11 protein-coding genes are annotated in these 14,062 nt (G+C 67.4%); 6 read left to right on the top strand and 5 right to left on the bottom strand.

Annotation, left to right across the window (positions count from 1 at the left end):
• Position 1 precedes the first annotated feature (1 nt).
• Positions 2-742, bottom strand: coding sequence for a 3-oxoacyl-ACP reductase FabG (gene fabG, locus C6A86_RS09245; protein WP_199196426.1), 741 nt, complete (start codon positions 740-742; stop codon positions 2-4).
• A 109-nt stretch (positions 743-851) separates the two neighbouring features.
• Between fabG and C6A86_RS09240 the strand changes: the two genes are divergently transcribed.
• The gene (locus C6A86_RS09240) at positions 852-2,129 is read left to right on the top strand and encodes an acyl-CoA dehydrogenase family protein (protein WP_105366090.1); all 1,278 of its coding nucleotides are present in this window, start codon (positions 852-854) and stop codon (positions 2,127-2,129) included.
• On the opposite strand, the gene C6A86_RS09235 is transcribed toward C6A86_RS09240, so the two are convergent.
• Positions 2,117-2,569, bottom strand: a complete 453-nt coding sequence (locus tag C6A86_RS09235) for a MaoC family dehydratase (RefSeq protein WP_105366104.1) — start codon at positions 2,567-2,569, stop codon at positions 2,117-2,119. The two genes, C6A86_RS09240 and C6A86_RS09235, sit on opposite strands and share 13 nt — an antisense overlap.
• Positions 2,570-2,982: 413 nt before the next feature.
• Here C6A86_RS09235 and C6A86_RS09230 point away from each other — a divergent pair, with 413 nt between their 5' ends.
• Positions 2,983-3,732 (top strand): hypothetical protein, encoded by a 750-nt coding sequence (locus C6A86_RS09230; RefSeq protein ID WP_105366089.1) that lies wholly within the window; start codon positions 2,983-2,985, stop codon positions 3,730-3,732.
• A gap of 185 nt (positions 3,733-3,917) precedes the next feature.
• The gene (locus C6A86_RS09225; RefSeq protein ID WP_105366088.1) at positions 3,918-5,711 is read left to right on the top strand and encodes a bifunctional diguanylate cyclase/phosphodiesterase; all 1,794 of its coding nucleotides are present in this window, start codon (positions 3,918-3,920) and stop codon (positions 5,709-5,711) included.
• A 27-nt stretch (positions 5,712-5,738) separates the two neighbouring features.
• On the opposite strand, the gene C6A86_RS09220 is transcribed toward C6A86_RS09225, so the two are convergent.
• Both C6A86_RS09220 and C6A86_RS09215 read right to left on the bottom strand, forming a co-directional pair.
• Positions 5,739-6,716 carry an alpha/beta hydrolase family protein gene (locus tag C6A86_RS09220; protein WP_233213250.1) on the bottom strand — a complete coding sequence of 326 codons (978 nt, stop codon included), beginning with the start codon at positions 6,714-6,716 and terminating at the stop codon, positions 5,739-5,741.
• A 230-nt stretch (positions 6,717-6,946) separates the two neighbouring features.
• A complete protein-coding gene (locus C6A86_RS09215) occupies positions 6,947-7,336 on the bottom strand; it encodes a hypothetical protein (RefSeq protein ID WP_105366087.1) in 390 nt (129 codons plus the stop codon).
• Positions 7,337-7,879: 543 nt separating this feature from the next.
• Between C6A86_RS09215 and C6A86_RS09210 the strand changes: the two genes are divergently transcribed.
• On the top strand, positions 7,880-10,519 hold the full coding sequence (locus tag C6A86_RS09210; protein WP_311101217.1) for an AAA family ATPase: 2,640 nt from the start codon (positions 7,880-7,882) through the stop codon (positions 10,517-10,519).
• A gap of 45 nt (positions 10,520-10,564) precedes the next feature.
• Here the strand turns inward: C6A86_RS09210 and C6A86_RS09205 are convergent, their stop codons facing one another.
• Entirely contained in the window at positions 10,565-11,347 is a 783-nt protein-coding gene (locus C6A86_RS09205; protein ID WP_105366085.1) for an FAD-binding protein, read from the bottom strand.
• Positions 11,348-11,713: 366 nt separating this feature from the next.
• Here C6A86_RS09205 and C6A86_RS09200 point away from each other — a divergent pair, with 366 nt between their 5' ends.
• Both C6A86_RS09200 and C6A86_RS09195 read left to right on the top strand, forming a co-directional pair.
• On the top strand, positions 11,714-12,946 hold the full coding sequence (locus C6A86_RS09200) for an acyl-CoA dehydrogenase family protein (protein WP_105366084.1): 1,233 nt from the start codon (positions 11,714-11,716) through the stop codon (positions 12,944-12,946).
• A complete protein-coding gene (locus C6A86_RS09195; protein ID WP_105366083.1) occupies positions 12,947-14,062 on the top strand; it encodes an acyl-CoA dehydrogenase family protein in 1,116 nt (371 codons plus the stop codon).

Genomic DNA, 14,062 nt, shown 5'->3' with positions numbered 1-14,062 from the left:
GTCAGATGTGCCGCCCGCCGGTCACTTCGAGCACCGTGCCGGTCATGTACGAGGACAGATCCGAGGCCAGGAACAGGGCCACGGAGGCGACCTCGCTGGGCTCCCCGGCGCGCGCCATCGGGATCTCAGCCAACTTCTGGTCCCAGATCCGCTGCGGCATGGCCTCGGTCATCGCCGAGCGGATGAGGCCGGGTTGGATGGCGTTGACCCGGACACCCAGGTGGGCGATTTCCTTGGCGGCGGCCTTGGTGAGTCCGACGATGCCGGCCTTTGCCGCGGAGTAATTGGTCTGTCCGATCAGACCGACCTTGCCCGAAATGGACGAGATGTTGATGATGGCACCGCTTTTCGCCTCACGCATGATGTTAGCGGCCAGCCGGGTGCCGTTCCACGAGCCCTTGAGGTGCACCGAGACGACCTGATCGAACTGCTCCTCGGTCATCTTGCGCATGGTCGCGTCACGGGTGATGCCCGCATTGTTGACCATGATGTCCAGGCTTCCGAAGGTGTCCACGGCGGTGCCGACGAGCGCTTCGACCTGGCCGGCGTCGGTGACATCGCACCTGACCGCCGTGGCCACGGCGGAACCGCCGAGCGCGGTGACCGCGGCGTCGGTGGCCTCCGGATTCAGGTCACCGAGCACCACCCGGGCGCCTTCGGCGACAAACCTCTCGGCGATCGCGAACCCGATTCCCTGTGCACCGCCGGTGATCACCGCGGTCCGACCGTCGAGCAGACCCATGGGAGCCCATCCCTTCCTGAAGCCAGAAACTAATCCATACATAAAATATGATATTTCTTGTATCAAACCACCCCTTGCGGTGATCGCACCAATTCAGGAGAGCCCGCCGATGGCCGACAACGCCGCCGCGCCCAGCGCGGATCCCACGACAGCCGCCGTATCGGAGGCAGACTTCGCCGATATCCTTGCCGCCACCCGCCAGTTCATCCGCAACCAGGTGGTCCCCCGTGAGCTGGAGATCATGTCCGCCGACCGGGTGCCCGACGACATCCGCGAGCAGGCCAAGAACATGGGGCTGTTCGGGTACGCGATTCCACAGGAGTGGGGCGGGCTCGGACTGAACCTGGCCCAGGACGTCGAGCTGGCCATGGAATTCGGGTACACCAGCCTGGCGCTGCGCTCGATGTTCGGCACCAACAACGGCATCGCCGGTCAGGTGCTCGTGGGTTTCGGCACCGACGAGCAGAAGTCGCGCTGGCTGGAGGGCATCGCCTCCGGCGACATCGTGGCGTCTTTCGCGCTGACCGAACCGGGTGCGGGATCCAACCCGGCCGGGCTGCGAACCAAGGCCGTCAGAGACGGGAGCGGAGGGCTGGGGGCACCTCCCGCTCGCGGGGGAGAGCGCAGCGACCCGGGAAATGACTACGACTGGGTGATCAACGGGCGCAAGCAATACATCACCAATGCGCCGAATGCCGGCCTGTTCATCGTCTTTGCCCGCACCCGCCCCGCCGACGCGGACGGACCCGGTATCGCGGTGTTTCTGGTGCCGGCCGATACGCCGGGCATCCAGATCGGGGCCAAGGACGCCAAGATGGGCCAGGAGGGCGCCTGGACCGCGGATGTCAGCTTCGATGATGTGCGGGTCGGCCGGGACTCCCTGATCGGCGGCAGCGAGGACATCGGCTACCGCGCGGCCATGACATCGCTGGCACGCGGCCGCGTACACATCGCGGCGTTGGCGGTCGGCAGCGCGCAGCGTGCCCTCGACGAATCGGTGGCCTACGCCGCGACCGCCACCCAGGGCGGCACCCCGATCGGCAGTTTTCAGCTGGTTCAGGCGATGCTCGCCGACCAGCAGACCGGCGTGATGGCCGGCCGCGCGCTGGTCCGCGAGGCCGCACGGCTGTGGGTGACCGGCGAGGACCGGCGCATCGCACCGTCATCGGCAAAACTGTTCTGCACCGAAATGGCGGGCAATGTCGCCGACCTCGCCGTCCAGATCCACGGTGGCAGCGGCTACATGCGCGACGTGCCGGTGGAACGCATCTACCGCGAAGTGCGTTTGCTGCGCCTCTACGAGGGCACCAGCGAGATCCAGCGCCTCATCATCGGGGGCGGCCTGGTCAAGGCCGCCCAGCGGCGCGCCGCGAATCAAGCGATATAGCGCACGATCGACTCTGCCACCGCTGCAGGCTTTTCCGAGCCTTCGATCTCGACGGTGATGGTGACCGTCGACTGGGCGGCGCCTTCGAGCGCCGTCACATCGGTGACCACGGCGCGGGCCCGCACCTTGGCACCGACTTTCACCGGCGTGATGAAGCGGACCTTGTTGTACCCATAGTTGACCGCCAGCGAGATGCCCTCCACCCGATACAGGTGATGGCTGAAATACGGCAGCAGTGACAAGGTCAGCAGACCGTGGGCGATGGTGCCGCCGAAGGGTCCGTCGGCCGCACGTTCGGGATCGACGTGGATCCACTGGTGATCTTCTGTTGCTTCGGCAAATTTGTTCACCCGGTCCTGGCCGATCTCCAGCCACTCCGTCGGACCCAACTCGGCCCCTTTGGCCCCCACCAATTCATCGAGATTCTTGAAAACCTGCACCGCTCCTCCTCCGGTCACCATGTCGATTTTTCCCATCCATACATAGCGCGTCATCGACGGGCGTCGGGCACCGGGTCATCGATCACCGGATCGACATGACCGTGAAAAGGTAGCGAATGGCAGACACGGTGCCTTCTGCGTGATCGATTTAGAAAACTATTTGGTCGCTGAATGCGATTTGCCACCACTTACGCCAGCGATAATTTGCATGAAGTTAGCCACTATTAACTAGTTGCCCGTGAAATTGCTAGAAACCCACCTACGCGAAGTTGGCAACGAGTTGTCAGGAACGGCAATAACTTGCCGCTGGTATATCCCCTGGATATGGCGATACTTAACTGCACTATTTGAAGTTACCTCAGGAACGTACCCGCTCGGGGCAACGTTCCGACAACTGATCGGTGGGCCTGGGAATGAGCGTGTCTGTCGCCGAAACCGCGTTTCGCGGACTCCCCGATAATGCGTCGGCGCAGTGGTGGGACAGGGACACGGACTGCACCCTCGTGGTGTCCACGCCCCGCGCGGAGCCCGAGCTCTGGGACGATTTCATCGAGGGCGCCATGCGCAGTTACCGCAAACACGGAGTGGAGCGTGCGATCGACCCGACCGCACTGGCCGACCCCGCCACCACGTCGCTGTTCCTCGCCGCGATCGACGACGCCGGCCAGGTGGTCGGCGGCGTTCGAGCCCAAGGCCCGTACGGTGGCGCCGACGAGAGCCATGCGGTGGTCGAATGGGCCGGACAGCCCGCGCTGCCGCAGGTACGCAAAATGATCGACGATCGCATGCCGTTCGGTGTCGTCGAGATCAAGACCGCGTGGACCGACGACGGGTTTGCACGCAGCCGAGAGCTCACGCCCGTTCTGGCCCGTATGCCCCTGCACGCCACCCTCGTCCTCGGCGCCAAGTTCGCCATGGCGACCGCGGCGGCGCACGTACTCGATCGCTGGCAATCATCGGGCGGTGTGGTCGCCACCCGCATCCCGGCCACACCCTATCCCGACGAGCGCTACGCGACCAAGATGATGTGGTGGGATCAAGCCGAATTCACCAGAACGGCTGACCCGCAACAGATTATCGCCATTCGGGCCGAAGCGCGCGTGTTGCTGCCGCTGCTCGATGACCTCGTCGCGCCGGCCGGGACCGCCGAGGCCGGGGTGTGATCATCCGACCGGCGGGCGCGCTGCCGTTCGGATCGTTCGATCAGACCACGAAACGTCGGACCCATGGGATGGCACCAATCATGGGCGACGTCTGGAATACACTTTTCGCAGGCTGTCCGGACGCCCGCCGGCGCCCGTGCGTCGCCACGCGGCACCGTCAGGTGTCGCCACACAGAGAGGTCTAGGTGCCCCGCAGCCTCGAACTCGTCGTCACCGCGGTCGCCACTCGCCTGATCGCCGTGGACGCCGCCACCGCGACCGGCGTCAGCCAGCAGGTGCTGGCCGAACTGGTCACATACTTCGATGTCGATTTCAGTTTCCTGCGGCACAACGACCACGGCATCCACGCGACTCGGCTCATCGCCGAGTGGCCTCCGCGCACGGAGGAGGTGCGGCCCGACCCGCTTGAGCTGGTCTACTTCGCCGACGCCGAACCGGTTTTCGCGCTGGCCGAACATCTCAAGGAGCCCGTGGTCTTCCGGCCCGACGCAACGACGACGACGGCCTGTGTGCCGCTGCTGTCCGGTGACGTCACGACCGGGGTGATCGGCTTCGCCAAGGCCGGCGACCGGGAGTGGACCGCCGAGGAACTCAATGCGCTGGCCGCCATCGCGTCCCTGTTCACTCAGGTGCAGGCCCGGGTGTACGCCGAGGAGCGACTGCGGTTCCTGGCCGAGCACGATGACCTCACCGGACTGCACAACCGCCGGGCCTTGATGGCCCATCTGGATGACCGGCTCAAGCCGGGGCAACCCGGCCCGGTCACCGCGCTGTTCTTCGACCTGGACCGGCTCAAGGCCATCAACGACTACCTCGGCCACTCAGCGGGAGACCGTTTCATCAGGGTGCTCGCCGAACGGCTCGCACTGGCCTCGGGCCCCAGCATGATCGCCCGCCTCGGCGGCGATGAGTTCGTGGTGGTCCCCGCCTCCCCCACCGGTGCCGCCGCGGCCGAGGAACTCGCCCACCGGTTACAGGCCGTGCTGTCCAGGCGGGTTCCTATCGACGGCGAGATGGTGACCCGCACGGTCAGCATCGGTGTCGCGCTGGGCATCCCCGGGCAGGACACCACCTCGGATCTGCTCCGCCACGCCGATCAGGCCGTGCTCACCGCAAAAGGTACCGGCGGCAACCAGGTGACCATCTACTCCAACGCGATATCGCTGGAGAGCGAGTTCCGCAACGACATCGAGCTACACCTGCAGAGCGTGATCGAGACCGGGTCGCTGTTTCTGCGCTACCTACCCGAGGTCGATATGCGCACCGGCAAGGTCCTGGCGACCGAGGCACTGGTCCGCTGGCAGCATCCCACCCGCGGCCTGCTCGCCCCGGACTCGTTCATCGGCGTCGCCGAATCCATCAATCTCGCGGGCGAGCTGGGCCGCTGGGTGATGCGCACGGCGTGCGCGGACTTCGCCGGTTGGCGGGCCAACGGCTTCGGGCTGGACGCCGTGCTGCGGGTCAACGTGTCACCGGTGCAGCTCGTCGCGGACGGGTTCGCCGAATCGGTGGCGTCGATCGTCAGCGAGTTCGGGCTGCCCCGAGGTTCGGTATGCCTGGAAATCACCGAAAGCATTGTGGTGCAGGACATCGACGTCACCCGGATCACGCTGGCCAAGCTGCATGAGGTCGGCGTGCAGGTCGCCATCGATGACTTCGGCACCGGTTACAGCGTGCTGTCGCTGCTGAAGTCGCTCCCGGTGGATGCCCTCAAGATCGACAAGAGTTTCGTGCGCGATCTGGGTGCCGACCCGGGAGATCTGGCCATCGTGCGGGCGATCATCGCCTTGGCCGAGGCGTTCGGCCTGCAGTTGGTGGCCGAGGGGGTGGAGACCGAGACCGCCGCGATCACGCTGTTGCGGCATGGTTGTCACCGCGCCCAGGGGTTCTTGCTGTCACGCCCGATCGCCAGTGACCAGATGGAGGCACTGCTGAGGCGAGGCCGGGTGTCGGTGGACTTTTCGGCCGGCACCTCCTAGCCGGCCCCGCCAACCACACTCTGTGAGCTATGCCCCGAGGGCCGGGCCGATCGTGGTGTTCCAGGACTCCTGCATCTCCGACTCGAACAGGCCCCAGGTGTGAGAGCCGTCGGGACGCACCACGTAGGTGACCGGGACACCGGCTGCCGCAGCGTTGTCGGCGAACACCCTGGTGCTCTCGGCAACAATGCGCTCGATCAGACCGCCGGTGATATTGGGACCGAAGCCGGGCGGCAGCCTGTCGACCTCGCCGACATTGCCCGACCCCGACGCCGCCACATACACCGCGACACCGGCGAGTTTCGACACGTTCAGCGACGGATCGTGAGCCACCCACAGGGGACCGCCCGCCGGACCCCACATCGCGTCGGCACTGGCGCCGCCACCCATCAGGGTGATTCCGACCTGCTGCGGATTGGCGGCCGGGGTCAGCAGCCCGCTGTAGGAGCCGACGGCCCGATACAACCCGGGAGCCTGAATCGCGTAGTCGACCGCGGTGCCCCCGGTGCTCGACAGACCACCGACGGCGTTGCGCCCGTTCGTGTTGTACTCGGCGTCGATCAGCGGCGGCAATTCCTGGGTCATGTAGGTCTGGTACTGCTTACCCGGGTCGGCCACCCAGTTGGTGAACCAACTGAACTGCCCGCCCAGCGGAGACACCACATTGACGTTCTTGTCGGCGAAGAAGCCCGGGATGTCGGCCATCCCGAACCAGCTCTTGGTACCCGGCGCCCAGAGCCCACCGGGATCGAGATTGTCGCCACCGTCGATTCCGGGCAGCAGATAAAACGTGGGCGACCCACTGCGCGCCGCCTTGTAGACATCGTTGACGATCACCTTGTTCATCGACGGCGAGAACACCGACACCTTGTCCCACCGGTCGTTGACGTGCTCGATGCCGGTGATGTGCGGGCTCTGCCCTGGTTGCGCGGTGGCGGCCGGCACCGTGAGCAATGACACCGCAAACGCCAGCGCGCCGGCGATCGCGCCCGCGCGACGCGTCACACGATGTCGTCGTCGGGTGTCGAAAGTCGTATCCACGGAACCCCTTTGGTCTCTGCGTCGAATGGTCACGTGCGTAGCGCGCGCAGGCACCTGGCCTGCGCGCGCTACGGGTACTGTGCCCGATGCGTCCGCTCCGATGCATGAGGTATTCACCCCAATTTCGGCGCCGACGCAGCCACGTTGGCGGACCCACATACCTGGTTGTCCGCAACGTCGGGCCGGGCAAGCTGCTACGGCACCGGCCCCTGAACGCCCGGGGGGCAGGGAGACGGCGCGAAGAGACCCCAGCACCAGCCCGGCGGAATCGGCGGCGGCGGGACGAATCCCTGACCGGGCGGCGGCCCTGGCGGGTTCGGCCCGTCCCAGATGTTGTTCGCGACGTTGCCTTGCCCGAAGTAGACGAACCAGTATTCGTGGCAGATGTTGGTATCCCAGATCACCGGGTTGACCCGCTTGTTCCCGGTCTCCACCGGGGGATCTCCTGGACACCAGGTGTGCGGTCCGTCCGGGGGAACCTCGGCTTGGGCGGTGCCGGTGGACAGCCCAACACCGGCGATCGCAAGACCGGCCGACATCACCACCCCGGCCACGATCCGCTTTCGACTGTGCGTGGTCTTCATGCTGTGATCTCTCTGATTGAGGGCCGCAGTGCGCGGCCCCGGGTGTGGGAAGTACACAAGCCCCCAGCCGCTACCGATCCCAATTTCGGGGTCCCTTCCCTCGTCCCGTCCCTGCATCCGTCCACACGTGCCGTGCCGCGTCGCGCATGCGTCGTACCCGCCGGGCCGAGCTTTCGACCGGATCCTGACCAGATGACGGTTCGCCGATGCCCGTGGTGGGCCGCGCATGTTCACTGTGCGCCGGCTACCAGCGCCGCACATGAGGCGATTACCGCATTTTGGCCCACATCCGGATTCACGCTCGGCGCGCAACCACTGTCGCGCCGCGACCCGTCCCTGCCGCCACGCACACGCGTTCGCGAGCATGCACGGGCCGGCTGGGCTAATCTCTTGACCGCATCCTGACCAGATGGCGGTCTGCTCACGCACCTGGTGCGCTGGCCGCACATACTCCTGTCGTACCGTGCACGACCGCTCCACCCCAGCACATCAAGCGTCACCCGTTGTGGTCAGAACGCAACGGCCGGGACCAACTGGCCGAGGATTGATCCGAGGCGGGAGGGTTGTGGCCCCGAGGGAACGGCTTCTCAGCGAGGTTCGGCGCTGGCCGAACTGGACAAAGCCCAACGGGCAGTTGCCCGGGGTGCCGGGCGGTTGGTGTTGCTGCGCGGAGAGGCCGGCGTGGGTAAGACCACGGTGATCGCGCGGTTTGTCGACGGGTTGGGCCAGCGCGCGCGTGTGTTGCAGGGCTGGTGTGATCCACTGACGTCGCCGCGACCGTTGGGGCCGCTGGTCGACATGCTCGCGGACACGTCGGGCGAGCAGGCCGCCGGACTGCGCGCCGCGGTCGATGCGGGTGACACCGAGGCGATCTACGCCCGACTCGTCGGCGTGTTCGGCAACGCGACCGCGTCGGTCTGCATCGTCGAGGACGTGCACTGGGCCGATGGCGCGACGCTGGATCTGTTGCGATTCCTGTCCCGAAGGATCGCCTCGCTGCCGCTGCTGCTGCTGGTGTCCTACCGCGACGACGAGATCGGTGCGCAGCATCCGCTGGCGGTGCTGCTCGGCGATCTGGCGACCTCGGCGGCGGTGAGCCGGATCGGGCTGCAACCCCTCAGCGAAGCAGCGGTGGCCGAGTTGTCTGCGGGAACCGGGACCAATGCCGCCGTGTTGCATCGGCTCACCGGTGGTAATCCGTTCTATGTCACCGAGGTGCTGGCTGCCGGTCCCGGCGCGCGTGAAGCATTGCCGCGCAGTGTGTCCGAGGCGGTGTGGGGACGACTGGCCCGACTGTCGAACTCAGGGCGTGAGACCGTGTACGCCACGGCGGTATGCGGGCCGCGTGCCGATCTGGCCCTGGTGCACGCGGTGTGCCCGGCCGCGGCCGAGGGGTTGGCGGAGTGCCTGAACGCCGGGGTGCTGGTCGCCGACGCGGACACGGTGGGATTTCGCCATGAGCTGGCCCGGCGCGCCACGCTCGATCAGATCCCCGCATACCAGCGCCGAATGTTGCACAAACAAGCGCTGATCGTCCTCACCGAACCGCCGGTCGACCCGGATGGGCTGGGAACGTTGGCTTTTCACGCCGATCAGGCCGGCGATACCGACGCGGTCATCGGCTACGGGCCCGCCGCCGCCGAGCGGGCATCCGCATTGGGCGCCAACCGCGAAGCCGCCGAGTTGTACGCGTTGACGCTGCGCCACGCCGACGACGTACCCGACGAACAGAAAGTGCGATGGCACGAGCACCACGCGATCAGTAGCCATTTGAGCGGGTTGCCCGACGCCGCTGTTGCTTCCTTCCATGACGCGGCCGCGCTGCGCCGCGCCTTGGGTGATCGCCTCGGGGAGGCAGAGAACCTGCGCTTGGTGTCGTACCTGCTATGGATGCTGGGGCGCACCACCGAGGGCATCGAAGCCGGCCGCGCGTCACTACGCCTGCTCGAAGGTGTCGGGCCGTGCCCAGAGTTGGCATGGTCACTGGTCAACATGGCCGAGTTGGCCTCCGGGGATTTCGACCCGCGGCGCACCGAGTATGCGATGCGCGCCATGGCCGTCGGCATCGAGACCGGTGAGACCGCCGTTGTGGTGCGCGCACGCGCCGCTGTCGCCATGGTCGAGGTGACATCCGGTGACACCGGATGGGGTGAGGCCGAACGGGTATGGCGCGAGGCCATGACCACCGAGGGACTGACCGAACTCGGCGGCATCATCGGCGCGACGCTCTGCTGGTTCGCCGCCCTGCACCACCACCACGAACGCGCCGAGAACTACATCACCGAAGTCTCCTCCTTCTGCACCACACACGATCTCGGTGTGTTCCTTCCGTTTGCCACCGGCGCGGCCGCCCTCTGTGCGCTGCACCGCGGAGAGTGGACGCGTGCCCGCTCGTACGCCGACGATGTGCTGACGCGACCGTCACCCGGCCCGATGCAGCGCATCATGCCGCTGATCACGGTGGCGTTGATCGGCGCGCGCCGGGGCGAGCAACCCGATGCCGGTCTACTGGACGAGGCCCTGGCGGCGACCGAGCCCAATGAGCTGTTTCGCCTCGGAGTGGTGTGGGCCGCCCGCGCCGAGGTGGCCTGGCTCGCCGGCGACGACGACACCGCCCGCGCGCAGGCGCAGGCCGGTCTGGCCGCGGCCACCAGCCCGCACGCCGATCCCTGGCTGGTGGGCCACCTGCGCCGCTGGGCATACCTGGCCGGCGGCCCACTGCCGGACGGCCCCGCGGTCGACGCCGTCACGCCCTACCGTCACGAGGTCAGCGGAGACTGGCAGGCGGCAGCCGCCGAGTGGACGCGCATGGGCTGCCCCTACGACGCGGCCATCGCTCAACTCGGCGGCGACATCCCCGCGGTGGAGGCCGCACTCGAGACCTTCCGAGCCCTCGGTGCACGTGCCGTGTCCCGGCGCGCCCAGCAACGCCTCGCCCTGCTGCGCGGCCGCAGTCCGGACGCGCGCCGAAAGGCGACCGCCGCCGATCCGCACGGGCTGACCAACCGTGAGCGCGACGTGCTCGAACTCCTCGCGGTCGGCCACAGCGATGCCGAGATCGCCGCCGAGCTGTACATCAGTCCCAAGACCGCCAACCGGCACGTGGGTGCCATTCTCGCCAAACTCGGCGTCCGAAACCGCACCCAAGCCGCCGCCTTCGCGCACCGGATGTCGAACCCGTGACGACGGACAACGGCGTCGGGGCCCGCTGATCGCGCAGGGTCCGCACTAGGCGGAATTCATCTCCGCGGCGGTCGACACATCGGCCGTACTCAGCACCTCGACCCGGCCGAACCGGCTGGCCGCCAAACCGACCAGCGCGATGCGACTGTCGACATCGAGGATTCGGGTGTCCGGCGAGACCGGCTGCTGCGACGTCACCGCGATTCCGACGCGGGCCCGCACCGCCCAGGGTCCATCGGCAGAGTCGACCACCACGCCCACGATCCGGCCCTCCTCGAACACGATGCGCTGCAGCGGATGGTCGGCGAGCACCTCGATATCCCGTTCGGCCACCAGTTCGTCCAGCCGCTCGGTGAAGGTCGCTGCCGTCGGCGGCGACTCGTCGAGCGCGGCCACCTGGAATGACGTTCCGTTCGTCGCCCGCATGGTGGTGGTGGGCCAGTGGTCCACCCGGGTGAAGAGCACGCCGTATGGCGACGCGATGCAGCCCGCGGCCCAGGTACCGAGCCGCGCCCCGACGAAGGTCTCGACCTGCGCACGACGGGAGGTGTCGACCTGGATCTCGTGCAGGGCCCGAACCTGCAGCGCGGCGGGATCCCCGGGCAGCGCCACCGTCGGGAGCTCTTCGGCGAGCGCATCGAAAAACGCCATGGTCTCGTCGTCGGCGACGGCGGGCAGCCAGCCGCGGGGGTGGTCGGTCTGCGGTGCCGTGGCCGCACCCGGCAGCGCGACGAACACGTCGAGCCCGGCATCCACCGCGGCGACCGCACATGCCAGCCCTGCGGGCCCGGCACCCACCGACACCACGTCGACAATCTCGTCCCACATACTCCGTTATCAACCTTTTGATAGCTGTGTGATCATTGCGGCACGCCGCAAGTCTTCTAGGGCAAACGCGTCTGCGCCGTAGTCAGCCCCATCACATGGTGCGATATGCATCGACAGCGGCGCATAGCAATACGCATGCAGTCCACGCAGCAATTCACTCGAGTTTGCTGACGCGGACGGGGGCAACACCCCACCCTATCACCCATAAATATGCCTCGACCTGCGACGACGGCGGGGCGACGCACGCCCGGCCCACCCTAGGTCAGGCGCCGCACCGCGGGTCGCCGTCCGGGGATTTCACAACCGGCCACCCAAACTGCTACTTATATATCTAAGTTAGACAGCAGACGGAGAGGGTGGGCACTCATGGACCTGAGCTGGTCGGACGCGGACACGGCGTTCCGCGACGAGGTACGACAGTTCCTCGCGGACACGATGACGCCGGACATCCAGCGGGCCGGACGCCTGATGACCAGCGTGTACAGCGACCACGAGGCGAGCCTGGCCTGGCAGGCGATCCTGCACGAGCGGGGCTGGGCCGCGCCGGCATGGCCGGTCGAATACGGCGGCTGCGACTGGACCCTGACCCAGCACTACATCTTCAGCCGGGAGTGCCAGCTGGCCGGGGCGCCCACCCTGTCCCCGATGGGCATCCGGATGGTCGCGCACGCGATCGTCAAGTTCGGCACCGCGGAGCAGAAGGATTTCTACCTGCCCCGCATCCTCACCGGCGAGGTCTTCTTCTGCCAGGGCTACTCCGAGCCCGAGGCGGGATCGGACCTGGCCGCGCTGACCATGGCCGCCGTCGACGACGGGGACGATCTGGTGTGCACCGGCAGCAAGATCTGGACCACCCACGCCACCGAGGCCAACTGGATGTTCGCGCTGGTGCGCACCTCACGCACCGGTAAGAAGCAGCAGGGCATCACCTTCGTGCTGATCGACATGACCACCCCGGGGATCGAGATCCGGCCCCTGGTGATGACCTCCGGGGAGGAGGTCCAGAGCCAGGTGTTCTTCGACGAGGTGCGTGTCCCCAAGGTCAATGTCATCGGGGCCATCGACGACGGATGGACGGTGGCAAAATACCTGCTGGAATTCGAGCGTGGCGGCGGCGCGACCGCCCCGGCGCTGCAGGTGATGGCCGAGGACATCGCCACCGTGGCCGCCGAGCAGCCCGGCCCCGCCGGCGGCGTGCTGATCGACGACCCCGCCTTCTCCCGGAAACTGGCCGACGCCCGCATCCGCACCGAGGTGCTGGAGATCCTGGAGTACCGGGTACTCGCGGCGCTGGCCGGCGGCGGACATCCCGGCGCGGCCTCGTCCATGCTCAAGGTGATCTCCACCGAGCTGAGCCAGACACTCACCGAACTCGCCATGGAAGCGGCGGGACCGCGCGGGCGCGCTTACCAGCCGCACGCCGCCTGCCCCGGCGGGCCGATCGCCGATTTCGTTCCGCCCGCCGACGGGTACGTCACCGGCGAGCCGTGGCAGGCCGTCGCACCACTGCGCTACTTCAACGACCGGGCCGGCTCGATCTACGCCGGCAGCAACGAGATTCAACGCAACATCCTCGCCAAAGCAGAGTTGGGACTGTAGATGGACTTCACACTTTCCGACGAGCAGCAATTGCTCCGCGAGGGACTCGGCAAGTTCCTGTCCACCCGCTACGGCCTGGAATCCAGCCGGGCGGCGGCCAAACTGGGCCCGGGCTGGCAGCCCGAGATCTGGCGCGCCTTCGCCGAAGACCTCGGCATCCTGGGCGCCGCGCTGCCCGAGCGGGTCGGCGGAATCGGCGGGGGCCCAACCGAAATCATGGTGATCGCCGAGGCGCTGGGCCACGCGCTGGTCATCGAGCCCTACGTCGATACCGTCGTGGTGGCCGGCGGGCTGCTGCAGCGGGCCCAGAACCCGGTCGCCGACGCCCTGCTGGAGAAGATCGCCGGAGGCGAGGCCGTCGTCGCGCTGGCGGCCGCCGAGGCGCAGTCCGGTGACCGCTGGTGCGACGTCGCCACCACGGCGCGCGCCGACGGCGAGACCTGGGTGCTCGACGGCACCAAGATCGCGGTGCTCAACGCCCCGCTGGCCACGCACCTGATGGTCACCGCGACCACCGGGGCGGGACTGTCGTTGTTCCTGATCGACCTCGCCGATGCCGCGACCGGTCTGACATTGCACGGCTACCGCACCGTCGACGACCGGCGGGCCGCCGATGTGGAGCTGTCCGGCGTCCGCGCCGTCCTGCTCGGTACCGACGGTGCGGCCTGGGAATCGGTGTCGCGGGCCCGCGATGAGGGTGCCGCCGCGGTGGCCGCCGAGGCCGTCGGGAACATGCGAAAGGTGTTGGCCGACACCGTCGAATACTGCAAGCAACGCCAGCAGTTCGGCACGCCGATCGGCGCCTTCCAGGCGTTGCAGCACCGCATGGTGGACATGCACATGGAGCTCGAACAGTCGGTGGCCGCCGTCTATCTGGCCGTGCTGAACCTGGAAGCCGAACCACCACAGCGCGCCCGCGCGGTATCGGCCGCCAAAGCCACCGTCGGACGGGCCGCACGATTCATCGGCCAGAACGCCGTGCAATTGCACGGCGGCATGGGCATGACCGAGGAATTGGCCATCGGGCACTATTTCAAGCGCCTGACCGCCGTCCAGTACGAATTCGGAACCACCGACCACCATGTCGCGCGGTACGCGCAGCTGACCCGGCCGTAA

This window comes from Mycobacterium sp. ITM-2016-00316 (assembly GCF_002968335.2).
In the GTDB taxonomy this organism is placed as follows: domain Bacteria; phylum Actinomycetota; class Actinomycetes; order Mycobacteriales; family Mycobacteriaceae; genus Mycobacterium.
Note: the sequence above shows the minus strand (reverse complement) of the source record. Positions and strands in the feature narration are given on the sequence as shown.